General features: G+C 52.6%; 25 protein-coding genes. 16 read left to right on the top strand and 9 right to left on the bottom strand.

The window, feature by feature from the left end; translation table 11 throughout:
- The first annotated feature begins 51 nt into the window (after nt 1-51).
- Nucleotides 52-288, top strand: coding sequence for a DUF3820 family protein (locus ACYVBJ_RS28135; RefSeq protein ID WP_460985623.1), 237 nt, complete (start codon nt 52-54; stop codon nt 286-288).
- A gap of 18 nt (nt 289-306) precedes the next feature.
- Here ACYVBJ_RS28135 and ACYVBJ_RS28130 read toward each other — a convergent pair whose 3' ends face one another.
- Nucleotides 307-711: an antitoxin YezG family protein gene (locus ACYVBJ_RS28130; protein ID WP_460985622.1), complete on the bottom strand. Its 405-nt coding sequence runs from the start codon at nt 709-711 to the stop codon at nt 307-309.
- A 267-nt stretch (nt 712-978) separates the two neighbouring features.
- Between ACYVBJ_RS28130 and ACYVBJ_RS28125 the strand changes: the two genes are divergently transcribed.
- The 8 genes from ACYVBJ_RS28125 (at nt 979) to ACYVBJ_RS28090 (ending at nt 9,130) form a co-directional block, all read left to right on the top strand.
- On the top strand, nt 979-1,497 hold the full coding sequence (locus tag ACYVBJ_RS28125) for an RNA polymerase sigma factor (protein ID WP_460985621.1): 519 nt from the start codon (nt 979-981) through the stop codon (nt 1,495-1,497).
- Nucleotides 1,481-2,272, top strand: a complete 792-nt coding sequence (locus ACYVBJ_RS28120) for a HEAT repeat domain-containing protein (protein WP_460985620.1) — start codon at nt 1,481-1,483, stop codon at nt 2,270-2,272. Before ACYVBJ_RS28125 ends, ACYVBJ_RS28120 begins: the two co-directional genes overlap by 17 nt.
- Nucleotides 2,273-2,423: 151 nt before the next feature.
- Complete coding sequence (locus ACYVBJ_RS28115; RefSeq protein WP_460985619.1) at nt 2,424-3,206, top strand: DUF4097 family beta strand repeat-containing protein; 783 nt, start codon at nt 2,424-2,426, stop codon at nt 3,204-3,206.
- A gap of 24 nt (nt 3,207-3,230) precedes the next feature.
- Nucleotides 3,231-3,926, top strand: coding sequence for a DUF4097 family beta strand repeat-containing protein (locus ACYVBJ_RS28110; RefSeq protein ID WP_460985618.1), 696 nt, complete (start codon nt 3,231-3,233; stop codon nt 3,924-3,926).
- Nucleotides 3,927-4,111: 185 nt separating this feature from the next.
- Nucleotides 4,112-5,140, top strand: a complete 1,029-nt coding sequence (locus ACYVBJ_RS28105; protein ID WP_460985617.1) for a YheT family hydrolase — start codon at nt 4,112-4,114, stop codon at nt 5,138-5,140.
- 65 nt (nt 5,141-5,205) lie between these two features.
- Nucleotides 5,206-7,125, top strand: coding sequence for a phosphoglycerate dehydrogenase (gene serA, locus ACYVBJ_RS28100; protein ID WP_460985616.1), 1,920 nt, complete (start codon nt 5,206-5,208; stop codon nt 7,123-7,125).
- A gap of 93 nt (nt 7,126-7,218) precedes the next feature.
- Nucleotides 7,219-8,295 carry an aminotransferase class V-fold PLP-dependent enzyme gene (locus ACYVBJ_RS28095; RefSeq protein WP_460985615.1) on the top strand — a complete coding sequence of 359 codons (1,077 nt, stop codon included), beginning with the start codon at nt 7,219-7,221 and terminating at the stop codon, nt 8,293-8,295.
- A gap of 139 nt (nt 8,296-8,434) precedes the next feature.
- Nucleotides 8,435-9,130, top strand: coding sequence for a hypothetical protein (locus ACYVBJ_RS28090; protein ID WP_460985614.1), 696 nt, complete (start codon nt 8,435-8,437; stop codon nt 9,128-9,130).
- A gap of 69 nt (nt 9,131-9,199) precedes the next feature.
- On the opposite strand, the gene ACYVBJ_RS28085 is transcribed toward ACYVBJ_RS28090, so the two are convergent.
- Complete coding sequence (locus ACYVBJ_RS28085; RefSeq protein WP_460985613.1) at nt 9,200-9,721, bottom strand: DinB family protein; 522 nt, start codon at nt 9,719-9,721, stop codon at nt 9,200-9,202.
- A gap of 297 nt (nt 9,722-10,018) precedes the next feature.
- On the opposite strand from ACYVBJ_RS28085, the gene ACYVBJ_RS28080 reads away from it, so the two are divergent.
- A complete protein-coding gene (locus ACYVBJ_RS28080) occupies nt 10,019-11,077 on the top strand; it encodes a spore photoproduct lyase family protein (protein WP_460985651.1) in 1,059 nt (352 codons plus the stop codon).
- Between the two features lie 41 nt (nt 11,078-11,118).
- Here ACYVBJ_RS28080 and ACYVBJ_RS28075 read toward each other — a convergent pair whose 3' ends face one another.
- Nucleotides 11,119-13,158: a M13 family metallopeptidase gene (locus ACYVBJ_RS28075; protein ID WP_460985612.1), complete on the bottom strand. Its 2,040-nt coding sequence runs from the start codon at nt 13,156-13,158 to the stop codon at nt 11,119-11,121.
- 128 nt (nt 13,159-13,286) lie between these two features.
- Here ACYVBJ_RS28075 and ACYVBJ_RS28070 point away from each other — a divergent pair, with 128 nt between their 5' ends.
- Both ACYVBJ_RS28070 and ACYVBJ_RS28065 read left to right on the top strand, forming a co-directional pair.
- Nucleotides 13,287-13,742, top strand: coding sequence for a DUF4920 domain-containing protein (locus ACYVBJ_RS28070; protein WP_460985611.1), 456 nt, complete (start codon nt 13,287-13,289; stop codon nt 13,740-13,742).
- A 156-nt stretch (nt 13,743-13,898) separates the two neighbouring features.
- On the top strand, nt 13,899-15,176 hold the full coding sequence (locus ACYVBJ_RS28065) for a metal-dependent hydrolase family protein (protein WP_460985610.1): 1,278 nt from the start codon (nt 13,899-13,901) through the stop codon (nt 15,174-15,176).
- A 186-nt stretch (nt 15,177-15,362) separates the two neighbouring features.
- Here the strand turns inward: ACYVBJ_RS28065 and ACYVBJ_RS28060 are convergent, their stop codons facing one another.
- The 6 genes from ACYVBJ_RS28060 to uxuA all read right to left on the bottom strand — a co-directional run bounded on the left by ACYVBJ_RS28060 (nt 15,363) and on the right by uxuA (nt 20,541).
- The gene (locus ACYVBJ_RS28060; RefSeq protein ID WP_460985609.1) at nt 15,363-15,572 is read right to left on the bottom strand and encodes a DUF3592 domain-containing protein; all 210 of its coding nucleotides are present in this window, start codon (nt 15,570-15,572) and stop codon (nt 15,363-15,365) included.
- Between the two features lie 426 nt (nt 15,573-15,998).
- The gene (locus ACYVBJ_RS28055; RefSeq protein WP_460985608.1) at nt 15,999-16,307 is read right to left on the bottom strand and encodes a hypothetical protein; all 309 of its coding nucleotides are present in this window, start codon (nt 16,305-16,307) and stop codon (nt 15,999-16,001) included.
- 165 nt (nt 16,308-16,472) lie between these two features.
- Complete coding sequence (locus tag ACYVBJ_RS28050) at nt 16,473-16,691, bottom strand: globin family protein (RefSeq protein ID WP_460985607.1); 219 nt, start codon at nt 16,689-16,691, stop codon at nt 16,473-16,475.
- 256 nt (nt 16,692-16,947) lie between these two features.
- Nucleotides 16,948-17,799 (bottom strand): alpha/beta fold hydrolase, encoded by an 852-nt coding sequence (locus tag ACYVBJ_RS28045; protein ID WP_460985606.1) that lies wholly within the window; start codon nt 17,797-17,799, stop codon nt 16,948-16,950.
- 9 nt (nt 17,800-17,808) lie between these two features.
- The gene (gene uxaC / locus ACYVBJ_RS28040; RefSeq protein ID WP_460985605.1) at nt 17,809-19,236 is read right to left on the bottom strand and encodes a glucuronate isomerase; all 1,428 of its coding nucleotides are present in this window, start codon (nt 19,234-19,236) and stop codon (nt 17,809-17,811) included.
- Between the two features lie 99 nt (nt 19,237-19,335).
- Nucleotides 19,336-20,541, bottom strand: a complete 1,206-nt coding sequence (uxuA, locus tag ACYVBJ_RS28035; RefSeq protein ID WP_460985604.1) for a mannonate dehydratase — start codon at nt 20,539-20,541, stop codon at nt 19,336-19,338.
- 106 nt (nt 20,542-20,647) lie between these two features.
- Here uxuA and ACYVBJ_RS28030 point away from each other — a divergent pair, with 106 nt between their 5' ends.
- The 4 genes from ACYVBJ_RS28030 (at nt 20,648) to ACYVBJ_RS28015 (ending at nt 25,372) form a co-directional block, all read left to right on the top strand.
- Nucleotides 20,648-22,000 (top strand): MFS transporter, encoded by a 1,353-nt coding sequence (locus tag ACYVBJ_RS28030; protein ID WP_460985603.1) that lies wholly within the window; start codon nt 20,648-20,650, stop codon nt 21,998-22,000.
- Nucleotides 22,001-22,050: 50 nt separating this feature from the next.
- Nucleotides 22,051-23,043: a PfkB family carbohydrate kinase gene (locus ACYVBJ_RS28025; RefSeq protein WP_460985602.1), complete on the top strand. Its 993-nt coding sequence runs from the start codon at nt 22,051-22,053 to the stop codon at nt 23,041-23,043.
- 87 nt (nt 23,044-23,130) lie between these two features.
- On the top strand, nt 23,131-23,793 hold the full coding sequence (locus ACYVBJ_RS28020) for a bifunctional 4-hydroxy-2-oxoglutarate aldolase/2-dehydro-3-deoxy-phosphogluconate aldolase (RefSeq protein ID WP_460985601.1): 663 nt from the start codon (nt 23,131-23,133) through the stop codon (nt 23,791-23,793).
- A gap of 73 nt (nt 23,794-23,866) precedes the next feature.
- A complete protein-coding gene (locus ACYVBJ_RS28015) occupies nt 23,867-25,372 on the top strand; it encodes a tagaturonate reductase (protein WP_460985600.1) in 1,506 nt (501 codons plus the stop codon).
- Nucleotides 25,373-25,440 lie beyond the last annotated feature (68 nt).

The following is a 25,440-nucleotide window of genomic DNA, read 5'->3' as shown; positions in this document are numbered from 1 at the left end:
GTTAAGCTGGCCTATCTTTGCCGGTACGTATTGACTTTTCCTCCAGGCTACATGGCTGAAGAACTTCCCTTGGGTAATCCCGCTTTGCTGATCGAGTTGTTACGCTATCCCATGCCGTTTGGCAAATACAAGGGCCGTTTGCTGAGGGAACTGCCTGTTTCGTATCTGGAGTGGTTTGCCCAAACCGGTTTTCCGCCGGGTAAACTTGGCATGCTGCTGCAAACGCTGTATGAGATTCGGCTGAACGGGCTGGACTATCTGCTTACCGAGTTAGAACGAAAGCGGTAAGGTTATACCTCAACTTCTTTATTTTTCTTCAATTGGGCCGTATTTAGCCTCCCGAATGGCCATCCATTCGCGGGCCGTACCACCCGCCGAAAAGTGATCGTCTTCATCCTGTAATTCCTGATCCCATCTAAAGTCGGTGGTAAACTTACCCTGCACGGTCAGATCAATTTGTAGCCGATTGGCGGCCGGATGACCTTCGTTTTTCCGCAAAACGTAGAGCGCCTGAATGGCTTCGGTTACCTCATCCGGAAATTCGGTTGACAAGGGCTCGGCTTCTCCCTCCGGCGTCAGGTACGTACCGTCAAATTCGATGTCCTGCCCATCCGATAGCATTTGAACATTCAGCCGGGCGATTGTCCACTCGTTCGGAATAACCGAGCTGATGGCGTCGGTCAGTACGTTATAAATATCATCTTGGGTCATCTGGAAGAGCAATTTGGAATTTCCTGTGACAGCTTGTTGCATACTGGTTAACGAAATCCAGGGCTGATTTGTCCAATCCGCCTGCAATATCTGGCGTTACGTCTGCTTTACAACGTAATAATTCTCTTTTCATAAACTCTTTTTCAATAGACAATGCATTGACGATCAATTATTTATCTTTACAGTATTCCAGTTATAGCAGATTATTTAAAAATTTTCCGAGCAAAGCTGTAATGTTTTGCTCTCCAGGGCGTCTTTGTCATTGAAATGGATCTACACGCCTTCAAACAACGCATTCTTCCGGTTCAGGGCCGACTCTTTCGGCTCGCGAAGCTGTTTCTCCGCAATCGCGAAGAAGCCGAAGACGCCCTGCAGGACGTATTGCTCCGGCTATGGACGAATCGGCAGCAGCTGGAAGAGTACCACAGCGTTGAAGCTCTGGCGGTACAGATCACCAAAAACCTGTGTCTGGATAAACTGAAAGCGCACAAGCGTCAGAACGTGACGAACGATGCCGATCTGCTGGACATCCAGGCCGAAAGCCTTACCCCCTATCGCCAGACGGAACTGGCCGACAGTGCGGGCCTGATGCGTCAGTTGATGGACGAATTGCCGGATCAGCAGAAACTTGTTCTTCATTTGCGCGACGTTGAGGACTACACGTTCGAAGAAATTGAACAGGTAACCGGCCTTAATGTCAACAACATTCGAGTGATTTTGTCGCGGGCGCGTCAACGCCTTCGCGACAGTTACGCAAAAGCCAACGACTATGAAGCCAGATATTGAAACGCTGCTGGAACGATACTACGACGGAGAATCAACGCTGGACGAAGAAAAACAACTCCGTCAGTTCTTTCAGAATGAACCCGTTCCCACGCATTTGCAGGGTCATGCGGCTCAGTTCCGGTACTTTGCCGAAGCCCGGACAGAACATCCATCTTTGGCCTTTAGTAACCGACTCGCCGAGAAACTGAATCCACCTGAGCCCGGTCCGGTCCGCAAACTGGCCAACTGGATTGTCAGGATTGCCGCCAGTTTAATTCTGATTATTGCCGGGTTTGCGGGGGGTACGTTCTATAACCAATGGCGCTCCGGCGAAACCCAAGGGCAAACGCGAACTTCCGCCAACGATGCCCTTCCGGCCCAGGAGATGAAGAAAGTGCTGGCCTATGAACATAATCCGAAAACATCGGCCAGCGAACGGATTCAGGCCGTTAACCAAAGTTATGACCTGGATCAGGCCGACCAGAACATTACGCAGCTGCTGGTTAACACCCTGAATTTCGACGCCAATGTGAACGTTCGACTCGCGGCATGTCAGGCTTTGCTCAGGTTCGAAAATGAACCCGGCGTCCGCGAAGCACTCATGCAGTCGCTTTCCATTCAAACCGATCCCAATATTCAGATATTTCTGATCGAAGCGTTGGTGTCGATTAAGGAAAGAAGAGCCGTAGAGCCGATTCAGCAACTGGCGAAGAATCAGCAAGTGCTGGATGTAGTACGCCTGAAAGCACAGGAAGGCATCAACCGGCTGGCGCATAACAGCAACTCGCCTTCGTAACGTATCAATCTTCTTCTCGGTAGCGTCTGGACAATACTGGCAGCAGCGTTGCAATTACCTCCTCAGGCAGGAGACAGGAGACGTACATTCCCGTGAAAACGTTTATCAAACTATATAAATCATTAATTATCAATCTGTTTGCCTTAAACCAATGAAAAAGCTCCTTATCGTAACGGCCAGTGTATTATGCTACGTAGCAAACGCCCAGGCTCAGGAATACAAGACTAAACTATCCAACTCGAAAGACCGAAAGGTGACCATCGAGATGGCCGCTGCTGACATCCGGATTGAGGGTCACAACAGCGACGAAGTCGTTATCCAGGCCTCTTCCGGCTACGAAGCTCCACCAGAACGGGCCAAAGGCCTGAAACCGTTGTACAACAATGCCGTAGATAACTCGGGGATTGGCCTGGCCGTAACGCCCGAAAACGGGGGCTTTCGGATCGAGAAAGCCACCCGTAAACAGGTTAAATACACCATTCGGCTCCCGCGCAAAGTAGCCGTTCTCTACCAGCAAGCCAACTGGCAAGGCGGGTCCGACGTTGTCATCAGCAATATGGACGGTGACCTGGAAGTCCGTACGCACAACGCCAACATTGATCTGACCAACGTAACGGGACCGGTTGTGGCCAACAGTACCAGTGGCGAAGTGAAAGTCGTTTATTCAACCCTGAGTCAGGAGAAGCCTTCGGCCATTTCAACCGTCAGCGGAGCGATTGACATTACGTTACCGGCTACTGCCAAGTCGAACCTACGGCTGCGGTCAATTAACGGGGAGATGTACACGGACTTCGAACTGGGTCTGAAAAACACCAAAGATGGGATGTCGAAAGTTGGCGGGGGCAACAACATTGAAGGCTCCACAAACGGCGGGGGCGTTGAGCTACAGCTGAACACGATCAGCAGCAACATTTATATCCGCAAGCAAAAATAAGCCTTATCTCTTCCTCCTACTCCCATGAAAAAATACGTCTCCTTTCTCTTACTCATCGGGTTGGTCAGTCCAGCCTTTGCTCAGAAGATCATTGACAAGAAACTGTCTTACAAAACGAATCAAACCGTAAACCTTAACCTGAAATTTGCTGATAGTATTCAGGTTCGCTACTGGGATAAGGCAGAAGTGTCCGTTCGCATTGCCGTTACGATCAACGGCGGCCGACTCAACGACGCGCTGGTTGTCACAACCAATGCAACGGACGAGGAAGTCATTCTGAAAACCGATTTTGATCAGGAAATGACCAAACAAGGTAAAGCCGAAGACTGCCCCGATCAACGCTACTCCTGGAGCAGTGATCGCAGCGGAACCCGATATTACCTGTGCAGTGACATCAACTACCAGGTGTTCCTGCCCCGGCAAGCCAAGCTTAAGCTGGAGACCATCAGCGGCAACATCGACATTCAGGGGGCCTCCGAAGCCGTATTCGCTAAAACTATCAGTGGCTACGTCGATATGAGCTGGCCCAAGGCCAAGGGCGCGAATCTGGCCATGAAAACCATAACTGGCGAAGTGTATTCCGATTTAGACATTGAGTTTAAGGGCAAAAAACAAAAGAACCCAATCGTAGGCTACCAGCTGGAAGGCACTACCAACGGCGGAGGCCCGAGCGTACGACTCGAATCGATCAGTAACAACATCTATCTCCGCCGAAAGTAAGCGTTACGTATTGTATATTCTTAATGCAAGACAAAAGCTGCTCTTATGGGTGGCTTTTGCTGCATACCAACGGTTTCGGAAATCGACGGGATGCCCTGACGTCGAAAAAGGGTAATTTTAAAATAAAGCAGGAAACACGTTTTGCTTTGTGTTACCTTTGGGGCTTCAATCACCCGCGTCTTGTAATGCCGCTGATTGCTCCATCCAGTTATCAACCGCCCGCTCGCTTATGGAACGGGCATCTGCAAACCATCATTCCTTCGTTGTTTCGCAAGGTTACGGTTCCTTACGTCCGCGAACGTGTCGACACGCCGGATGATGACTTTCTGGACCTGGATTGGGCATACGGGTCGGCAACCGGGAACGTAACGCCGGAAGCAGCTCTTGTTTCAGCCACTCTTTCCCGGCCGCTCGTCGTTTTATCGCACGGCCTGGAAGGCAGTTCAACGAGTCAGTATCTGGCCGGTATGGCCCGGCACTTAACGCAACATGGGTTCGACTGTCTGGCCTGGCATTACCGGTCGTGCAGTGGCGAACTGAACCGGCAGCAGCGCTTCTATCACATCGGCGAAACGGGTGATCTACACTTCGTCATTCAATACGCGCTCGCAAAAGGCTACCAGACCATTTACCTGATGGGGTTTAGCGCGGGCGGTAACGTAACGCTGAAATATCTGGGCGAACGGGGGACCTCCTTGCCTCCGGCCATTCAACGCGCGGTCGTTTTCTCGGTACCCGTCGATCTGATGGGTTCAGCGGAGCGGCTGGAGCGCTGGGACAGCCTGGTCTACAACTACCGGTTTAACCGCACCCTTAAGCGAAAAGTATTGCAGAAAGCCGAAGCGATGCCCGGTGTATTTTCGACCGCAACCGTTCAGAAAGCCCGCAGCATCCGCGAGTTCGACAATTTGTTCACGGCCCCGCAAAATGGCTTCCGGGACGTAACGGACTACTACACCCGCAGCAGTTCGCTCCAGTTTATTCCGGCTATTCGTATTCCGACCCTACTCATCAACGCTAAAAACGATCCGTTTCTGTCACCGGAATGTTTCCCGATAACACTAGCTCAGGAACTCCCAACCGTTTGGATGGAGTTTCCCGAACAAGGTGGACATTGTGGCTTTCCGGCAAAAGAGGGCGGCCTTAACGCCCCATCCTGGTCAGAGAAGCGGGCACTTGAATTTTTGCAGCAAACCAGTACACCCCAGTCGTAGGGCTGGGTCGATATATGAGTTGTCAATTGCCCCGGAATGAATTCCGGGGGTTTTCTTATAGCCCAATGCTCACCAAACCAATGACTGTCGGCCCGGCCGAACACACGTATTACATCATCGATTTCGACAGCACCTTCACCAAGGTTGAAGCGCTGGACGTACTGGGCGAAATCTCACTCATTGGCCGACCTGACCGGGATGATACGCTGGACCAGATCAAGGCCATTACGGACCGCGGTATGTCGGGCGAAATCTCGTTTACCGAATCGCTGGAGCTTCGGCTGAATCTGCTGAAGGCCCACCGCGAGCAACTGCCTGCGCTCATCGAAACGCTGATGGGTAAAATATCAGACTCATTCCAGCGCAATCAGCAGTTTCTGAGCGAAAACGCGGATCATATCTACGTGGTCTCCAATGGATTTAAAGAGTTCATTGTGCCAATCGTTACGTCATTGGGCGTACGGGCTGATAACGTCTTTGCCAATACGTTTGTGTTCGATGAATCCGGAAACATCATCGGGTTTGATCGGGAGAACCCCCTATCGGCCAACGGGGGGAAATCGCAGGTAATTCGCGCGCTCAACCTCGACGGCGAAGTGTACGTCATTGGGGATGGCTACACCGACTACGAAATCCGGGCGGCTGGCCTCGCCAACCGGTTTTATGCTTTCACCGAGAACGTATTACGTCCGCGCGTTGTCGAGAAAGCCGATCACGTAGCCCCATCGCTGGATGAGTTTCTCTATCACAATCATTTAAGCCGCAGTCAGTCGTACCCCAAAAGCCGCATCAAAGTGCTGCTGCTTGAAAACGTACACCCAGTGGCCGTTCAGTTATTCGAGCAGGAAGGTTTTAATGTAGAAATTCGGAAGGGCGCGCTGGATGAAGACGAGTTGATCGAAGCCATCCGCGACGTATCAATCTTGGGTATTCGCTCAAAAACGAATGTTACGCGCCGGGTGCTGGAGAACGCCAACAAGCTGATGACGGTCGGCGCTTTCTGCATTGGCACCAACCAGATTGACCTCACCACCTGCACCGAACGGGGCATTGCCGTTTTCAACGCTCCCTACAGCAACACGCGTTCGGTAGTCGAACTGGCCATCGGCGAGATTATTATGCTTATCCGCAATATTGTTCCGAAAAGCAATGCCATGCACAAAGGCATCTGGGACAAGTCGGCAAAGAACAGCTTTGAAGTACGGGGTAAAAAACTGGGACTGGTCGGCTACGGCAACATCGGCACCCAACTGTCCGTAGTAGCCGAAGCCCTGGGCATGGAAGTGTACTTCTACGACGCGGTCGATAAACTGGCCCTTGGCAACGCCCGCAAATGCAAGAGCCTGGATGAACTGCTGGCCATCGCCGACATCATCAGCCTGCACACCGACGGCCGCAAGGAAAACAAGAATCTGATCAGCTACCGGGAGTTTGCGCTCATGAAAAACGGCGTCATCTTCCTGAACCTCTCCCGGGGTCATATCGTCGATATTCCGGCGCTGGTCGATGCTATCGAGCGGGGCAAGGTTGCCGGTGCGGGCGTCGACGTTTTCCCGCAGGAGCCCAAAACAAACAACGAGGAATTTATAAATGCCCTCCGAAACCTGCCCAACGTCATTCTGACCCCACACATTGGCGGCAGCACCGAAGAAGCGCAGGAAAACATCGGCAATTTCGTACCCAGCAAACTGCTCGAATACATCAATAATGGCAGTACGTATGGCAGTGTAAATTTTCCCGAGCTCCAGTTGCCCCTGCTGAAGAACTCGCATCGGTTACTGCACATCCACTCGAACGTACCGGGTATCTTGGCAAAAATGAACAACATCTTCGCCAAATACCATATCAACATCCAGGGTCAGTACCTGAAGACGAATGAGCAGATTGGCTACGTAATTACAGACGTTGCTAAAGAATACGGTGAAGAGGTCGTGGAAGAGTTAAAAGGTATCGATCAAACGATCAAATTCAGACTATTATATTAATGAGCGAAAGAGCGAAAGAGTGAAAGAGTGTATTAAGCTACCGATGGTACATTCGCTCTTTCACCCTTTCACCCTTTCACTCTTTGGTTCTCTATGAAACAAGTTTACTTCACGCCGGGTCCGGCAGAGTTGTATCCGACGATTTACCAGCATCTGCAAACAGCGATGGATGAGCAGATCGGCTCGATCTCGCACCGGAGTCAGAAGTTTCGGGATATCTATAAATTCGCCGACGAGCAGTTGCGAACGCTGTTGAATATTCCCGCTACGCACGGCATATTTTTTACCGGATCAGCCTCTGAAGTGTGGGAACGGCTGCTCTTTAACTGCGTTGAGCACGAAAGCTTTCACCTCGTCAACGGCTCGTTCTCCAGGAAATTCTTCGACTATGCACATTCATTGCACAAGTTTGCACACATTCTCGAAAAGCCATTCGGCGAGGGATTTGACGCTGCGGAGATCGACGTACCAGAATACGCCGAGTTGATTTGTACCACCCATAACGAAACCTCGTCGGGTGTACAGATGCGCCCGACCGAGCTGCACAAGCTCAAGCGTAAATACCCAAAAACCTTGCTGTGCGTGGATATGGTCTCTTCGGCTCCGTATCCTGACCTAGATTTCAGCCTGGTTGATTCGGCCTTCTTCTCGGTACAAAAAGCGTTTGGTATGCCCGCCGGCCTGGGTGTCTGGATCGCCAATGAGACCTGCCTGCAAAAGGCAGAACGGCTGCAACAGTATGACTCGTTGACCATTGGTGCCCACCATACCCTGCCGACACTTTGGAAGCATTACCAAACCTTCGAGACGCCCGCGACGCCGAACGTCCTGTACATCTACGTATTGGGTAAAATCGCCGAGGATTTCAACAGGATCGGCATTGACACCATCCGGAAACAGACCGAAGAAAAAGCCCGGATGCTGTATAAGTTTCTGGATAGTTCGGAGCAGTTCGAGCCGTTTGTGAAGCAGGAGCGGCATCGGTCGCAAACGGTTGTTGTCGCCACCACCCAAAAACCATCGGTCGACGTAATCGCCGACGGCAAGAAAGCCAATATGGTGATCGGAAGTGGTTACGGCAAATTCAAAGAGTCGCAGATACGTATCGCCAACTTTCCGGCTACATCGGCTGAGCAGGTGAACGCCCTGATTGAGCAGTTGAAACGATAAATTTGCTAGCTGTCGAGTACTGATCGAACGCCTTTTCACTTGTGGAAAGGCGTTTTTTGTCGCCGTGCCTGCAACCTTATCAGGTAGATATGGTTAACAAAACAGGGTTTCTATAAACACGTTACTCAACTCAACGACGATGAAAAAACTACTTACAACGATTGCTGTACTGGCTTGTGTAACAACGGCTGGATATAGCCAGAGCCGGTCAGATTCGACCCGAAATTCGCGGCCGCTCCTCGATGAAAATACGAAACAGGAAGCCCGTCAGAAAGCAGCCGAGGTTGAAGGCCGAATCGACGAAGAAGTGGAAAAGTCGCTCAGCTATCAGGAACGCAATCAGTTGACCTGGTTTCAGCCCGGTAACCTGTTTTTAGGCGGTGGCATCGGATTTGGCTTGGCCAACAAGCAAGTCTATACCGCTTTTAATACGCGGCTTGGCTATTTTTTCCAGCCCGGCTTTGCTGCGGGTCTGCGGTATGACTACGATCGGCTGGTTGGCAATAAATACCGCTCCCGTCAGGTTGGCGTGTTTGCCCGGTATTACCCCTTCCGTACGCGGGTAAGCAGCTTTGTGGGTGCGAGTCTTAATTCAGGCCGGGAATTTTCGGAGAACATACCAGCCGGTACAAAAGCCAATTACACGAGTGTGGGTCTGGAAATTGGCGCTATGGCCTGGATCCTCCGTCGGCTGGGCGCTGAGGTAACCTACGAAGGCAACTTCTATAATAAAATTGACCCTACAGCCAGTCGCGGCAAAGGCGGACGGCTTAAGTTCGGCGTAAACTATTATTTCGGACAGGTCAGCAATCGGGGCGTTCGTCTGAACCGGTAAGTATACAGCGTTTAGGACAAGAGTACATTTACGAAAAGCGATCAGGTTGAAGCTGGCCTGATCGCTTTTTTATTCGACCGGCAGCAGCGCGAGGTGATGCTGCGTGTGGATACTGGTAAAGTCGAGCATTTCCCGAACCGTTAGTTTACCCAGGGCGGGATGCGGCATAACGTAACGATCTAGTTCCTCATCGGTCCAGGTATGTGCAGCCTCAACCAGCGCTTCGTAAATCTGTTGAAACCGTTCAGTGATCACGGTTCGGCTGTCGGCCATATCCTCCGGGCGGGGCGACATAGATTCGGGAGCTTTCACACCGGTAGCCAGTACCTGTCGATACGTTTCCGCAATCACGTCATACGGCCGGGAGGCCTGTCGGGCTTCCCCCCATTGCAGCAGTATCTCGCGTGGCCCCGCCATCAGCCGGGCTACCGGACGCGCCGACAGGTACAGGTGCTGCATAGTATCAGCAACTGACCATTTTCCATCCGGCCGAGCTTTGAACTGCTCATCTGCGAACTGATTCGCTACAGTCAGAAAGGCTTGACAGTCAGTTATCAGCTGGTCTTGAATTTGTGGGTTCAGGTCATTCATAGCAACTAGTTTTCTCCAAGATTACAGATTTTTTCGGACACTTCCTGAATCCTGAAACTAAGTAATCCAGGAGCAAAAATTCACTTCTAATTGGTTTATTATCAGTACTTTATTAAGCAAACTATTTACTACTGCGGGGATTCATCCGGCTTCAAAATGTGTTATGTATTTGTAGTAGTAACGGGTCTCTTCCGTTTTTAGCTACGTCTACTGACTCTCGTTATGACCGCTCAACCATCTGTATTGCCTCAAACTTCGTCATCGTCATCACCCCTTGTAAAATCGGCCCGCGTGTGGATGCCAAAGCGCGTTGTCTTTACAGCTGATGCCCTGAAGGAGCCGTTCGGCCAGGCCATGTACGAACGTATTTCGGCCTTTGACCTTCCCATTGAAATCGCCAAGAACAACCGCATTACCGGTCTGCGCGGAGCCGATGAGCGCGAAACGTATCGCATTGCCAAAAACACGCTGGCCATTGTGAACGCCCCCCCGAGTGCTTTTCGCCTACAGCCCATTCCCCCCTCGGCCGACTGGCAGATGAACCTGGCCGAAGGGTGTCCGGCCCACTGTCACTATTGTTACCTGGCGGGTAGTTTGGCCGGTCCTCCGGTGGTGCGAGCGTATGCCAACCTGCCCAAGATGCTTGCCCATACGGTCACCTACGAAGGTACGTATCCGCCGAATAAGAGCTGGCAGGGTAACGCAGCTGACCGTCCCACAACATTCGAAGTGAGCTGTTATACCGACGTATTGGGCATCGAACACCTCACGGGCAGCTTAGCCGAATGCATCCGGCACTATGGCACTCGGGAGAACGCACAGTTGCGGTTTGTTTCCAAGTACAACCAGGTAAATAGCTTGCTTGATCTGCCTCATAACGGTCAGACCCGCGCCCGCTTTAGCCTGAACGCCGAGACGGTAGCCCGGCGACTGGAGGGGGGTACAGCATCCGTCGAAGCCCGTTTACAGGCCATGCGCCAGATGGCGCTTCCTCAGGAGCTGGGCGGTGGTGGCTATCCGATCGGCGTTGTGCTGGCTCCAATTATGCCGATACCCGACTGGCGCGAACACTATACCGATCTGCTCGACCGGATTCAGGCGACGCTGGACTTTCCCTGCGACCTGACCGTTGAGTTTATTAGTCACCGCTTCACGCCGGGGTCAAAAGATGTACTTCTGCAGTGGTACCCCAATACATCGCTGGAAATGGATGAAGCCGTGCGGGCGGAGAAACGTAACAAATTTGGCGGCACCAAATACGTGTACCGCCCCGAAGAGATGAAGGCAATGAAAGCGTTTTTCTTCAGCGAATGGACGAAGCGTTTCCCTAACGCACCTATCCTGTACTGGACATAGTGTGCCCTGCCCCTCTCTCTGCGGGAGAGGGGCAGGAACATTTACCAAACCCGTGCCTGTTGCACTTCCGGCTTATACAGCCGCTGGCCTTCTTTTACGTTAAACGCCCGGTAAAAGGGTTCGAAGTTCGTTAAAGGCCCATTTACCCTGAATTTAGCGGGAGAATGTGGGTCGGTTGAAACGCCAACGCGCTCCGCTTCGGGACGAATTTTCTCGCGCCAAACCTGAGCGAATCCCAGAAAGAACCGTTGGTCGGGCGTGAACCCGTCGATCTTTTCAGTGCTCTGCCCCTGTTTCGTCAGCTTAAACGCCTGATACGCCAACGTAATACCGCCCAAATCAGCCAGATTTTCGCCAAGCGTCAGGCTGCCGTTTAAGTGCAGATTATCCAAGACCGTGTAGGCTCCGTACTGATTAACAACCGGCTGAATCTTTTTCTTGAACCGCTCGGCATCCTGCTTTGTCCACCAATCGCGCAGGTTGCCGTTAGCGTCGTACTGGCGTCCCTGGTCGTCGAACAGGTGCGTCATCTCGTGGCCAATCACCATACCAATACCGCCGTAATTGATCGCATCATCCGCGTCTTTATCGAAGAACGGGAACTGAAGAATACCGGCCGGAAACACAATTTCATTATTGGTGGGGTTGGCATAAGCATTAACCGTTGGCGGGGTCATGCCCCATTCGGCGCGGTCGACAGGCTGGTTGATCTTGGCAAACTCTTCGTTGAAATAGTGCCTGCGCGCCCGCTGCACATTGCCAAAGTAATCATCCCGTTTAACCGCTACGTCGGAGTAGTCTTTCCATTTATCCGGATAGCCAATCTTTTTAACGAACCGATCCAGTTTCACCAAAGCTACCTTTTTCGTTTCAGGAGCCATCCAGTCGAGCTTTTCGATGCGTTCCCGATACACTTTCTGCAGGTTGTTCACCAGCGTTAGCATTCGATCTTTCGCTTCAGCGGGAAAGTATTTTTTGACCCATAACTGCCCCAGCGCTTCACCCAGTGAACGATCGACCCGGCTGGCAATACGCTTCCAGCGCTCGGGCTGCTGCGGTTGGCCGTACAGCGTTTTGTTGTTAAATTCAAAACTTGCCCGCTCAAAATCGCGACTGAGGAAGTTGGCGTTGTTGTTTAGTACGTCAAACTTCAACCGGTCTTTTACTACGTTGATGGGTGTGGTAGTCAGTGCTTTTTCCAGGGCCTGATAATAACCCGGTTGCCCTACCAGAATGGTGTCGATCCGGCTTAAGCCCATGGCGTTCAACACACTTCGCCAATTCAGGCTCGGCATCTGCTTCGTTAAATCAGCGACGGCAAACTTGTTGTAATTAGCCACCGGATCACGCAGATCCGCGGGTGACTTGTGCGACTTGGACAGGGCCGTTTCGAACGCCAGAATCGCGTCCGCTTTTGTTTTGGCCGAGACAGAGTCTACGCCCGTGAGGGTGAACAGCCTGGCTACGTAAGCCACAAAGGCAGTCCGTATTTTTTTGGTCGCTTCGTCGGTTTTGGTGTAGTACTCTTTTTCGGGTAACGACAAACCCGCCTGGCTAAAACTGATTCGGTTGATCGAGCTTTGCCGATCGTCGGCTCCCACGTATAATCCGATAAATTCGCCCCCCCGGTTTGATTCATCCGCGGCCAGATAACTCAGTACCTGTTTATAATCAGTCAACGCATCAATCTTGGCTAACTCCGCCTTGATCGGCTCGTAGCCAAGTTTATCGATGGCGGTCGTATCCATACCGCTGGCGTAGAAATCCCCCACCTGTTGCTCCACGGTGCCCGTTTTCGCATCGGCTTTGGCCGCTTCCTCCAGAATCGATCTGGTCTTGCGCTGGTTATCCTCGTAAAGCTGGTAGAAAGCACCCCAGCCAGTTTGGTCACCCGGAATCTGGGTTTTCTTAATCCAGTTGCCATTGGCGTAGGTAAAAAAATCGTCGCCGGGGTTAACCGTCGTGTCCATACCCGACTTATCGAAGAATGAAGTGCGCGTTGGAGTCTCTTGTTCTTTCTGGCAGGCGGTGACGAGTAGGGCGCCCAGGCCGATCGTTAAAATTTGTTTTGAGCGATCCATAAAGGGTTTTGGGAATGCAGTCAATGTGGTACTTTTGGGTAAATATAGCAGATTAGCAATGGAATGAATTGCGGTCCGCTATCGTATAGAGTTTGGATAAGAATCGTAATTAAAACTAAATCATTCGCATGAAATATCTTCTGTCTCTCTGCTTAGTATTAGTCTTGTCACTCAGCGCTTTCGCTCAGCATGAGGTAAGCTATCACGGCAAAAAGATTTCCGAAACGAACGCCATTCCGGCTACCCAGCTGACGGCTAAAATGGGCGACAAGAAAAAGATGCCCGCCAGGGTTGAAGGCACCGTTGAGTCGGTCTGCAAAGTGAAAGGCTGCTGGATGAAAGTCAAAACCGGCGATGGTCAAACCATGCGCGTGATGTTTAAGGATTACGCTTTCTTTGTCCCTAAAGATATCGTTGGCAAAACGGTCGTTGTCGAAGGCGTCGCTGAATCAACCACGACGCCAGTCGATGAACTCCGCCATTACGCCGAGGACGCAGGTAAGTCGAAAGAAGAAATCGCCAAAATAACCGAACCCGAAAAGGCCCTTACGTTTATGGCCGATGGCGTGATTGTAAAACGATAATGCGGAGTTGTTTGCAGGTCGGGATTACGGATTCCAGTGTTGGATTAGGTATCGCAACCGCTAAATTTTCCTAAGCAGACGAATTAATTCGTCTGCTTCTGTATTTTCAGGGCCGCAACTTGGTGTTGCGGCTTTTTTGTACGTAACCAACCGGTCATGAGAAAAATATACCTGCTGGCGGGGCTCTCGCTACTGGCTTCGCCCCTATTCGCCCAACGTACCCTAATTCACTGCGGCAATCTCTTCGACGGTGTCCGGAACGACATGCAGCGGGAAATGACCATTGTAGTCGAAGGCAATAAGATCACGGCAGTACAAAAGGGGTTTACTCTTCCCGTTGGTCAGGACCGCGTTGTGGATATGAAAGCCAGAACCGTGCTGCCCGGCCTGATCGACATGCACGTTCACCTGGAAAGTGAAACCCGGCGCGGGGGCCTGATCGACCGCTTCACGCAGAACGTACCAGACGTAGCATTCCAGGCGGCTAACTACGCCAAAAAGACCCTACTGGCTGGTTTCACTACGGTACGTGATCTGGGCGGCACCGGGATCAACGTAGCGTTACGTAACGCGGTCAACCGAGGCATGGTCGATGGGCCGCGCATTCTGACGGTTGGTAAATCAATTGCGACAACGGGTGGCCACGCTGACCCGACCAACGGCTTCCGCAAAGATTTGATGGGTGACCCAGGGCCGGAAGAGGGCGTCATCAACGGACCGGATGAGGCTCGCAAGGCCGTACGGCAGCGCTACAAAGACGGCTCCGACCTCATCAAGATTACAGCCACGGGCGGGGTGCTTAGTAACGCCAAAGATGGTTCCGGGCCTCAATTTTCGGACGAAGAACTGAAAGCGATTGTTGAAACAGCCAAAGATTACGGCTTTGCGGTAGCCGCTCACGCGCACGGTGCCGAAGGAATAAAGCGCGCGGTTCGGGCCGGTGTACAAACCATTGAGCATGGCACGTACATGGACGATGAGGCTATTGAGCTTTTCAAAAAGCATGGTACTTATTACGTACCGACCATCATTGCGGGCAAGACCGTAGCAGATTCGGCCCGGATGTTTGGGTACTACCCTGCCCTGGTTACGCCGAAAGCGCTAGCCGTTGGCCCGAAGATTCAGGCAACCTTCGGCAAAGCATATAAAGCAGGAGTTAAGATCGCGTTTGGTACCGATGCCGGCGTTTACATCCACGGCTACAACGCCAAAGAGTTTGAATACATGGTTGAAGCCGGTATGCCACCAGTAGAAGCCATTAAGTCGGCGTTAATGACGAACGCAAAGTTGTTAGGTCTGGACACGCAAATTGGCTCCGTTGAAGCGGGCAAATTCGCGGATATTATTGCCGTCGACGAAAACCCGATCCAGAATATTAAAACGCTGCAAGCTGTGCGGTTTGTGATGAAAGAGGGAAAGGTGTACAAGCAGTAGCTCCTTGCAAAACAGTAGCTGGTCGATATAAGCCTATAAACGACTGAGGCCCGGCTCTTATCCTGAGGGGAGCCGGGCCTCAGTCGTTTACCCTGATTACACTAATGTGAATCACGAATAAGCAGTTTAACTATAACATTTCTCCCGGCATCGGGATGGCAAAACTGACTATTATGAGTCAGGTGCTTATCCGTAATTCAGGTTACGATAAGACTTCATACAGAATAAGGTTGCTCCTAGCGACGCGAGTAGCATGGGCAGGCCAATAAAGGTCAGGATAACGGTTGTCAGCCAAAGGCTCATGAACTCATCCACCTGAGCGTCCTTCGGATCAGCGGGCAGGTATCGAACGTCTGGTCGCTGTCCAACGCGATGACTGCGCTGGGATGACCCCACCGAAGCTATGAACGTAACGGTTTTCCTGCCGGGGTCTGGAACCGGACCGTTGGGTGGTAATACGTAGTCGTTCGGTTCCTGGCACTGTCGTGTGACCTCCGTTTTTCAAAACCAATACCCTCACCGGAGGCTACAGCGGAACGGCCCAGCCACGTTCGGGCGGTATGGTAGCCGGATAGACTGCCCAGCATCATATTTATACCAATGAAGCTAACTATAACTGCGAGTATGACCAAAGTTCTGGCTGGTAGCCACCCCTTCAGGAAAGCACACCAAGCAGGGCTAGGGCATTGATAAGCAGACAAAGGCGAAGCATAGTTGTAGTATGGTATATGAATGCAGCCGGTACCGAATCAGCGAGTAAAGGGGATAAACCGGGCTCCAAACCCGACCTGGTGTCAATAGCAGTTCGTATTACACCATTTCTTAATGCCAGTTCTTTATGTCCGTAAAGAGAAAAAGTATGAGCAACAAAATCGGCCAGGCCAGATACGATAGTACCAGCACACCGAAGCCAGCTCCGGCTTTTTCTCGTATCATAGCCAGATAATAAGCCCATCCTAGCAGTCCCAACACCGTCATTGTAATTAGCAGGAACGATACCCCTTCCTGTCTTGTGTAGGATGGTCCGGGAGGATTAACCAGGGAGTCAAGGGTCATGACAAAGTAAAAGGCAGTAACCAGCCCATTGACGATTAGAGGAATGCAGAATATGATCTTAATGACCGGGTGCATAGCTAAGCGGATAAGGTGCTGATGGCATAAGAGTGGCAAGAGCCGGTTGCGTTGCGCTAATCATCGTTTCAGCCAACAACGTGTAGCAGGCCGTGCAAACTTTTTTCACATCTGGTGTGCAGTCAGCGTCAAGCGCTCGCTCAAGCGTCCATAGTAGTGCCTGCCCTACATACGTGTAGTGCCTGCCCTACATACGTGTAGTGCCTGCCCTACATACGTGTAGTGCCGTTCAGTAATACCACACTGTTTGTGGTCACGGGCCAACACCATTACATCCGCAACCAGGCTATCGACAGTATTGAGTCGGCTGACTACGTAGGTCAGCATGGCCATAAGCTGAATGGATTGATTGGGTAAAGCCACGCGGCCAAAGAGAGTTTGCAACTCAGGCGCGATTCAACTAACCGATCAACGAATACCTGTTTAACCGCTTCGGGGGCTATGTCAGCAACGCGATGATAGGTCTTTCGGGCCAACCGGGCTTGTTCAAAAGTCATGAGTCGTTGTGTTGTTTACGACTCAAAACTAGAGCAGTTACCCAGCTCAGATCAAAGAAGATAATTTGAGACGCTGTTTATGGATAACAGGCGACGCAGAAAAGGAGATGAGTCGTTGAGCCCCCCGCCAGACTTTGTTAAGCTTACTCGGCCAGAAAGCCGATCAGTAGCTGATTTACGTCGTTGCTTTCTTCGTGCTGGACCCAATGCGTTGCTTTTTCGAAGAAAACGATACGTCCCTTATCGCAGAGGTCGATGCTGGGCTGCGCCATATCGCGCTTCAAAAACGTATCCCTGACGCCCCAGATCAGCAGCGTCGGCACGGTAATCCGAATTCGGGTACGGCGTTTGGGCGGTTGCTGAACAGTGGCTCGGTACCAGTTCACCATAGCGGTGAACGCACCGGGCTGCGACCAGGCTTTCCGGTATTGGTCGAGGTCAGCTTCGGTAAACGTACCGCGTCGGCTGCTGCTGGTGAGGGTGCGGGTAAGCAGCCGCCAACGGCCGATCCGAGAGAATAGCTCAGGCAATAGGGGCAGTTGAAAGAAGCCGATGTACCAGCTCCGGCGCATCTGTCCGAAGTCATGACTAACAAACTGCTTCATAACGGCCGGATGCGGTACATTCAGGACGACGAGCCGTTCAACCCGTTCGGGATACGTAGCAGCCGTCCACCAGGCGACGGCCGCGCCCCAGTCGTGGCCCACCAGCCGGGCTTTTTGTGTCCCAGCGGCATCCATTAAGCCAACGGCATCAGCCGCCAGCGTATCAATGGTGTACGATTTAATCCCGGCCGGTTTGTCGCTAAGGTTATACCCCCGCTGATCGGGCACCCAAACCCGGTAACCCGCCCTGGCTAAGTCGTCGATCTGGCGCTTCCAGCCGTACCAGAATTCCGGAAAGCCGTGCAGCAGAATGACCAGCGGACCATCAGCAGGACCGGCCTGCACTACGTGTAGCCGAATGCCGTTTGTCTCAACAATCTGATGCTCCATACGGCCCGGTTAAAAGCCGAAGTACCGTTCGGCATTTCGGTAGCAGATGTCCTGTATAATCTGCCCAATCCAATCAACATCATTCGGCAGCTCACCATTTTCAACGTCGTTGCCGAACATATTGCACAGAATCCGCCGGAAGTACTCGTGGCGGCTGTAGGACAGAAAACTCCGCGAATCCGTCAGCATCCCGACAAAGGCGCTCAACAGCCCCATGTTCGAGAGAGCGTTGATCTGCTTCTCCATGCCGTCTTTCTGATCGAGGAACCACCATCCCGACCCAAACTGCACTTTACCCCGTACCGAACCATCGTTGAAATTGCCGATCATAGTGGCGATAACCTCATTATCGGCGGGGTTCAGGTTGTATATAATCGTTTTAGCCAGCTTATCACGATCGTCTAAACCACCTAAAAAGCGAGACAGCGCCTGTGCCTGCGGAAAATCACCAATGCTGTCCCAACCCGTATCCGGGCCGAGGTCACGTAGGCGACGCCGGTTGTTGTTACGTAGTGCGCCCAGGTGGAACTGCTGCGTCCAGCCTTTTTCATGGTCCCACTCGGCAAACTGAACCAGCATGAACGATTTAAATTTCAATATGTCGGTTGGGCTGATGACTGCGGCTTCTCCGTTCTCATTTCCGAGCAGCTTAATAAAAATCGAGTTAAGCTCGCTTTCCAGGTAAGGCTCTGCGTACACCATTTCGAGGCCATGATCCGACAGGCGGCATCCCATCTGGGCGAAATAATCATGCCGAGACTTCAGGGCATCTAAATACTGCGCCAGCGTACGAATCCCGGTATTGGTTACCTCGGCTACTTTCTGAACGTACGCCCGAAAGGCCACCGGTTCGTCGGCCGCCATAGCTTTGTCGGGCCGGAACGTTGGCAATACGTTCACCTTAAAATTACTCCTGGCGATGGCCTGGTGGTATTCAAGCGAATCGGTTGGATCATCGGTTGTACACACGACGCGAACATCGAAATGTTGAAGCAGCGTACGTGTCGTCAAGTGTGGCAACTGCTCATTGCAGGTACTATAAACGGCGGATGCCGTTGACGGGCTTAGGATATCGGTGACTCCGAACGGGTTTTTGAGTTCCAGATGGGTCCAGTGATACAGGGGGTTACGTAGCGTATACGGTACCGTTTCCGCCCACTTTTCAAACTTCTCCCAATCGCTCGCATCGCCCGTGCAAAACCGCTCCGAAACACCATGCGTCCGCATCGCCCGCCATTTGTAGTGATCCCCATAGAGCCAGATCTGCGTCATGTTCTCGAACCGCTTGTCGACCGCGATCTGATCGGGCGGCAGATGACAGTGATAATCGATGATCGGCATCGAACGGGCGTACTCATGGTAGAGTCGCCGTGCGGTTTCTGTTTTCAGCAGAAAATCGTCGGACAAAAACGTGGGCGAGGGAGCGAGTGTATTCATACGCACAAAAGTAAAAGCCGGGCCGTTTCTCCCGGCTTTTTGGTTCCTTTTTTCGAGGCACGGACCCAGCCAGGACGAAATCCGTAGCGCAATGGCTGGCTATTTCCCCCAGGAACTCGTTATTCCAAGCATCAGACCCCGCAATTCGGCCAAGCCGCGCAGCCGTCCAATAGCGGTATAACCCGGATTGGTTCGCTTACCCGATGTCAGGTCATCGAGCATCCGATGACCGTGGTCCGGGCGAAACGGCATTCGCAGATCAGTACGTCCATCTTCCTGTCGACGTTTCTGCTCTAAGAGCAATGCCCGCATGACCTGTGCCATCGGCACGTCACCCTCCAGGTGATTAGCTTCCTGAAAGCTGCCCTCAATACCACCGGCTGAGCTTGTCCGCTCCGTACTACGCAGGTGAATGAAATGAATGCGGTTTCCTAACCGGTCAATTATACCGACCAGGTCATTGTCGGGCCGTACACCGTAGGATCCGGTGCAAAAACAGATGCCATTGGCGGGTGAATCGGCAGCCGCCAGTAGCGCACGCGCATCCGCTTCGGTACTGACCACGCGGGGCAATCCCAGAATCGGATACGGCGGATCGTCGGGATGGATGGCGAGCCGGACACCCACGGACTCCGCTACGGGCGTAATCTCCCGCAGAAAACTGTACAGATGCTGCCGCAGATCATAGTCACTGACGTCCTTATACGTATCGAGTGCTTCGCGAAATTGCTCAATGGTGTAACTTTCTTCCGAACCGGGCAGCCCGGCTATGATCGTACGGGTCAGGCGTTTCACCTGCGCTTCGGTCATAGTATCCAGATACGCCCGCGCCTGACGCTTCTGGATGTCGGTATAGAGGTAATTTGCGCCCGGACGTTGCAGAATATACAGCTCAAAAGCGGCAAATTCGGTAGCATCAAACCGGAGCCCGGTCGATCCGTCGGGCATTGGGTAATCCAAATCAGTACGTGTCCAGTCGAGAACCGGCATAAAATTATAACAGACCGTATCAATACCCGCCTGCGCCAGATTGACGATGGACTCCTTATAATTCTCGATATACTGTTTGTAGTCGCCGGTATGCGTTTTAATGCCTTCGTGGACCGGAATACTTTCCACCACGGACCAGGTTAGCCCGGTGCTTTCGATCTGCGCCTTGCGCTGAAGAACCTCATCCAGGGTCCATACCACACCATTTTTGAGGTGATGCAAGGCGGTCACAATACCAGTAGCACCGGCTTGCCGGATGTCGTTCAGGGATACGGGGTCGTTGGGTCCGAACCACCGCCAGGTTTGTTCAAGCATATCAGTAGTCAACAGCAGCCAGCCGCAGGTTGAGGGAGTTTAGGGCGGCTATGTTAGGTAAAAAAGCCGTTGGAGCTGCTTTTCTCCCCAAAAGACCTGATTTGTTTTGCAAACCTCTTCTACCTCCGGCCGCTTTCGCTGGCGCATTGTGGCGCTGCTTTTTCTGGCAACAACCATCAACTACGTAGATCGGCAGGTGTTATCGTTTACCATGACCGATGAGGTATTCCGCAAAGAAATGCTCGACGTAGCGCCCGACGCGGTTCTGACAAAAGAAGCAACCGATCGGTTCAAGATCCTGTACAGCGATGTCGATGCTGCCTTTAAATTTGCCTATGCCATTGGCTTCCTGCTGGCGGGCTGGCTGATCGACCGGATCGGCACCCGACGCGGATTTTCGCTGGGCATTCTGGTCTGGAGTATTGCCGCGGTGCTCACTACGTTCGTGCAGAGCATGGCCGGGCTCCGGTGGGCGCGGGCGCTGCTGGGCCTGGGCGAGTCGGCCAACTTCCCGTCATCCATCAAAACCGTGGCGGAGTGGTTTCCAAGGCGGGAGCGTTCGTTCGCCAATGGCCTGTTCAACGCGGGCACCAACGTGGGTATCATCCTGACTGCCATTTCCGTTCCTTACCTCATTCTGCAATACGGCTGGCGGAGCTCGTTTTTTATCACCGGCATATTAGGCTTTTTTCTGCTGGCGGTCTGGTGGTTCACCTACAGCAAACCCGAACGTAACAAGAAAGTCTCGGCCGATGAACTAGCTTACATTCGCAGCGACGAAGAGAAAGTAACGCCGTTGAACGTGTCCTGGGGTCGCCTGCTGGGCTATAAACAAACCTGGGCTTTTGCGGTGGGCAAGTTCATGGCCGATCCGATCTGGTGGTTTTACATGTCGTGGCTACCCGACTTTTTCAATTCTAACGACGCCCTCGACGAGAAACTCGATCTGAAAAGCTTCGGCGTTCCTTTCCTGATCATTTATGTCGTATCCGACGCAGGCAGCGTTTTTTTTGGCTGGCTCAGCACCCAGTTTATGAATCGGGGCTGGTCGGCAAACCGGGCTCGTAAAACAACCATGCTCATCTGCGCCCTGTGTGTTGTTCCCATCTTCTTTGCCGCCCAAACCAGCAGCCTGACGGTCGCTATCGCGTTAATCTCGTTAGCCACCGCAGCCCATCAGGGTTGGTCGGCAAATATGTATACCTTTGCGTCCGACTTGTTCCCAAAGAATGTAGTGGCGTCGGTAACCGGGATTGGTGGTATGTTTGGCGCAGTTGGTGGCATCTTACTCGCGCTGTTGGCGGGCCGCATCATCACGGCGTTTGGCTATCTGCCTATGTTTATCATTGCCAGCTGCGCTTATCTGATTGCCCTGGCCATCATTCATTTGGTACTACCGAAACTGGAACCGGTCAAACCCGAGGAGCTGATCAATGAGTTTGCTGTCGATAATAACTAGTTGAGTCGGAGTTTACCGCTCAGACCAGTTGGAGATTACCCCTGTTACGTATGAAACTAATTACCTTCGGCGAAGTCATGCTGCGCCTAAGTCCGCCGGGTGTTGAGCGGTTCGCTCAGACCGATACGCTGGCCATGCACTTCGGCGGTACCGAAGCGAACGTAGCGGTTTCGCTCGCCCAGTTTGGCATTCAGGCCGCGCACGTCACCCGCTTTCCAGACCATGCACTCGGTCAGGCCGCGGCCGGATACCTGCGCCGATACAATGTCGATACTCAGTACATCCGCTACGGAGACGGTCGCTTAGGCCTTTACTTCCTGGAAACGGGGGCCGGTAGCCGCGCCAGCCAGATTGTGTATGACCGTGTCGACTCCGCGTTCGCGCGCATTCAGGCCGACGAGATCGACTGGGACACGGTACTACAGGGAGCCGACTGGTTTCACTGGACGGGTATTACACCTGCGTTGTCGCAGGGAGCGGCCGACTGTTTGCTGGCGGGTATCCAAACGGCAAATCGGCTGGGCGTTCCCGTATCGGGCGACATTGTTTACCGCAGTAACTTGTGGCAGTATGGCCGAACACCCCAGGAGATCATGCCTGCCCTTACCGAAGGCTGTACGTTAGTGCTGGGCAGCAAAGCGTTGTTCTCCGAGATTTATGGCGTTGTAGGCAGTACGTTCCAGGAGTCCGGACGGGCCCTGATGGAACGTTTTCCCAAAGTCAGTTACGTTACCGATACGAAACGCAACTCAATCAGCGCTTCGCATAACCAGCTGTCAGCCAAGTTATTCGACGGCACAACGGTGCACAAGTCCAGAGCGTATGATATACAGCCCATTGTCGACCGGATCGGCACGGGAGACGCCTACATCGCTGGTCTGATCTACGGGTTGCTGATGTTCAACGATCCGCAGCGTGCTGTTGAGTTTGGAACGGCAGCCTCGGCGCTGAAGCACACCATCCCCGGAGACGTCAATCTGGCGACAGTAGCCGAAGTAGAAACGCTGGCGAGTGGCGACAGCTCCGGTAAATTAAGACGATAATCTATAGTCATTACGTGTCATTCATTATCATTAGCGGATGACTAATTGATAATGAATGATACGTAACAGCTTTATACTACGAATCAAATGGCTAAAACAGCCCGATTAACGGTTTATCAGACCATCCGGCAGGTGCCGCTGGTACCTGTTTTCTATCACCCCGACACAGACATCTGCGCCGAGGTCGTCGCTGCGTGTTACCGGGGAGGTGTTCGCGCTTTTGAATTTACGAACCGGGGTGATTTTGCGCACGAACGCTTTGCCGAGCTTAGCCGTCTGTGTGCCCGCGAGTTTCCGGATATGGCCCTGGGTGCGGGCACGATTCTGGACGCACCTACGGCCGCTCTTTACCTTCAGTTGGGCGCCGATTTCATCGTTGGACCGACCTTCAGTGAAGAAGTTGCCCGCGTCTGCAACCGCCGGAAAGTTGCCTACATGCCGGGCTGCGCTACGTTAACCGAAATCACCACCGCCCACGAATGGGGCGTCGAAGTTGTGAAGATATTTCCGGGCGACGTAGTAGGACCCAATTTTGTAAAAAGTTTAAGCGGCCCATTGCCATTTGCGAGCGCGATGGTAACGGGGGGCGTTGAGCCAACTCAGGAAAGTCTGGCGAAGTGGTTCGGAGCGGGCGTAGTGGCCGTGGGGATGGGTTCGCAGCTTTTCCCTAAAAATGTTCTGGCCGAACGCGCATTTGATAAGATAGAGGCTACCGTTCGCGATGTAGTTCGTATTATTGCTGAATTGTGACCAATCCCCGCTAACATTTAGTTTTAGATTAACCTGTAAGAACTGCCCACCGCAGCCCGCTCTCTGATTGATTATGCCTCAACTAAGCCGTTCGATACATCCTGCCCCTACCTTCCCCGAGCGAATTTTGCAATTCGGTACGGGTGTTCTCTTGCGGGGCCTGCCCGATTATTTAGTCCAAAAAGCGAATGCCGAGGGCCGGTTCAACGGCTCAATCGTGGTCGTCAAGTCGACAGATACCCGAACGGATGAATTTACCGACCAGGATAATTTATATACGGTAGCCGTTCGGGGAGTTCAGCAGGGCCAGGACGTAGCAGAGACTACGGTGGTTTCGGCCATTAGCCGGGTGCTGGCCGCCCAGACGCAGTGGGACGATGTGCTCCGACTGGCCCGTAATCCAAGTCTGCAAATCATTATTTCCAATACGACCGAAGTCGGTTTGAACTACGTTGAAGAAAGCATTTTTCAGCGGCCTCCCCAGTCGTTTCCGGCCAAGCTGACGGCCTTTCTGTACGAGCGCTTTCGCAGCGTCGGTGGCTCAAAGGCGAAGGGGCTGGTGGTCATTCCCACGGAACTGGTGACGGATAACGGGCTGAAACTTCGCGAAGCGGTGGAGAATCTCGCTCAGTTCAATGAACTGGGCAAGCTGTTCACCAAATGGCTTAAGTTTCACGTCCGGTTCTGCAATTCACTCGTAGACCGTATTGTTACGCGCCCGACCGCAGAAGCGCAGGAAGCGCTACAGCGCGAACTGGGCTACGAAGATAGCTTACTGACCTTTACGGAGCCGTATCACCTCTGGGCGATCGAAGGTGACGATCGCGTCCGGCAAACGTTGTCGTTCGCTGATGCCTCGACCCCCCAGATCATCATCGACGAAGACATTAATTTTTACCGCGAACGTAAGCTTCGGGTTCTGAACGGTACGCATACGCTCACCATGCCGCTTGGCTATTTGCTGGGCCTGGAAACGGTGGCCGATGAGATGCAGCATCCAGCCATGAGCCGGTTTGTCGAGTCGCTGATGCTGGATGAGATCGTGCCGACGGTGCCTCACTACGGTACGCCGGGTATGGATAAAGCCGCCGTAACTCAGTTTGCCCAGGATGTTCTCGACCGGTTCCGGAATCCGCATCTCGACCACCTGCTGCTGAACATTTCGCTTCAGCAGACGGCCAAAATGCAGGCCCGGAACGTAGCGACCATCCAACGCTACGTAGAGCAGTCCAACGCGGTTCCGAAACGAATGGCCCTTGGTTTCGCGGCTTACCTGCTGTTCATGAAAAGCGTTCGGCAGGAAGAAGGCCAATACCTCGGCGAAGTGCCCGCAAACGGCGGCATCATTACGTACCCCATTCGCGACGAGCGGGCCGGTTACTTCTTCGAAAAGTGGCAAACTGTGAAACCCGAAGAGCCAGCTTCCGTTCAGGCGTTTGTGAACGACGTACTGGCCGATCAGGCACTCTGGTTAACCGACCTGACGGCGCTCCCCGGTTTTGCCGATGCGGTTGCGACTGACTTAACGGCTTTGTTAACCGAAGGTGCCGCCAGCGTTCTTGAGAAGTCACTAGCCTAGGCGGTATATACAATCGAATCCAGTTAAGCTCTCACAGACACCCGTTTGTGAGAGCTTTTGTTTGTCTT

This window comes from Spirosoma fluminis (assembly GCF_054778895.1).
This window is presented reverse-complemented; position numbering and strand designations above follow the sequence as displayed.

Bases quoted from the DNA above. Each gene is read 5' to 3' on its own strand.
- ACYVBJ_RS28065 (WP_460985610.1), top strand. From the start codon at position 13,899: ATGAGAAAAATATACCTGCTGGCGGGGCTCTCGCTACTGGCTTCGCCC.
- ACYVBJ_RS28045 (WP_460985606.1), bottom strand. From the start codon at position 17,799: ATGGAGCATCAGATTGTTGAGACAAACGGCATTCGGCTACACGTAGTG.
- ACYVBJ_RS28120 (WP_460985620.1), top strand. From the start codon at position 1,481: ATGAAGCCAGATATTGAAACGCTGCTGGAACGATACTACGACGGAGAA.
- ACYVBJ_RS28015 (WP_460985600.1), top strand. From the start codon at position 23,867: ATGCCTCAACTAAGCCGTTCGATACATCCTGCCCCTACCTTCCCCGAG.
- ACYVBJ_RS28125 (WP_460985621.1), top strand. From the start codon at position 979: ATGGATCTACACGCCTTCAAACAACGCATTCTTCCGGTTCAGGGCCGA.
- ACYVBJ_RS28085 (WP_460985613.1), bottom strand. From the start codon at position 9,721: ATGAATGACCTGAACCCACAAATTCAAGACCAGCTGATAACTGACTGT.
- ACYVBJ_RS28080 (WP_460985651.1), top strand. From the start codon at position 10,019: ATGCCAAAGCGCGTTGTCTTTACAGCTGATGCCCTGAAGGAGCCGTTC.
- ACYVBJ_RS28020 (WP_460985601.1), top strand. From the start codon at position 23,131: ATGGCTAAAACAGCCCGATTAACGGTTTATCAGACCATCCGGCAGGTG.
- ACYVBJ_RS28105 (WP_460985617.1), top strand. From the start codon at position 4,112: ATGCCGCTGATTGCTCCATCCAGTTATCAACCGCCCGCTCGCTTATGG.
- uxaC (WP_460985605.1), bottom strand. From the start codon at position 19,236: ATGAATACACTCGCTCCCTCGCCCACGTTTTTGTCCGACGATTTTCTG.
- ACYVBJ_RS28135 (WP_460985623.1), top strand. From the start codon at position 52: ATGGCTGAAGAACTTCCCTTGGGTAATCCCGCTTTGCTGATCGAGTTG.
- ACYVBJ_RS28130 (WP_460985622.1), bottom strand. From the start codon at position 711: ATGACCCAAGATGATATTTATAACGTACTGACCGACGCCATCAGCTCG.
- serA (WP_460985616.1), top strand. From the start codon at position 5,206: ATGCTCACCAAACCAATGACTGTCGGCCCGGCCGAACACACGTATTAC.
- ACYVBJ_RS28095 (WP_460985615.1), top strand. From the start codon at position 7,219: ATGAAACAAGTTTACTTCACGCCGGGTCCGGCAGAGTTGTATCCGACG.
- uxuA (WP_460985604.1), bottom strand. From the start codon at position 20,541: ATGCTTGAACAAACCTGGCGGTGGTTCGGACCCAACGACCCCGTATCC.
- ACYVBJ_RS28075 (WP_460985612.1), bottom strand. From the start codon at position 13,158: ATGGATCGCTCAAAACAAATTTTAACGATCGGCCTGGGCGCCCTACTC.
- ACYVBJ_RS28110 (WP_460985618.1), top strand. From the start codon at position 3,231: ATGAAAAAATACGTCTCCTTTCTCTTACTCATCGGGTTGGTCAGTCCA.
- ACYVBJ_RS28070 (WP_460985611.1), top strand. From the start codon at position 13,287: ATGAAATATCTTCTGTCTCTCTGCTTAGTATTAGTCTTGTCACTCAGC.
- ACYVBJ_RS28115 (WP_460985619.1), top strand. From the start codon at position 2,424: ATGAAAAAGCTCCTTATCGTAACGGCCAGTGTATTATGCTACGTAGCA.
- ACYVBJ_RS28025 (WP_460985602.1), top strand. From the start codon at position 22,051: ATGAAACTAATTACCTTCGGCGAAGTCATGCTGCGCCTAAGTCCGCCG.
- ACYVBJ_RS28090 (WP_460985614.1), top strand. From the start codon at position 8,435: ATGAAAAAACTACTTACAACGATTGCTGTACTGGCTTGTGTAACAACG.
- ACYVBJ_RS28055 (WP_460985608.1), bottom strand. From the start codon at position 16,307: ATGCACCCGGTCATTAAGATCATATTCTGCATTCCTCTAATCGTCAAT.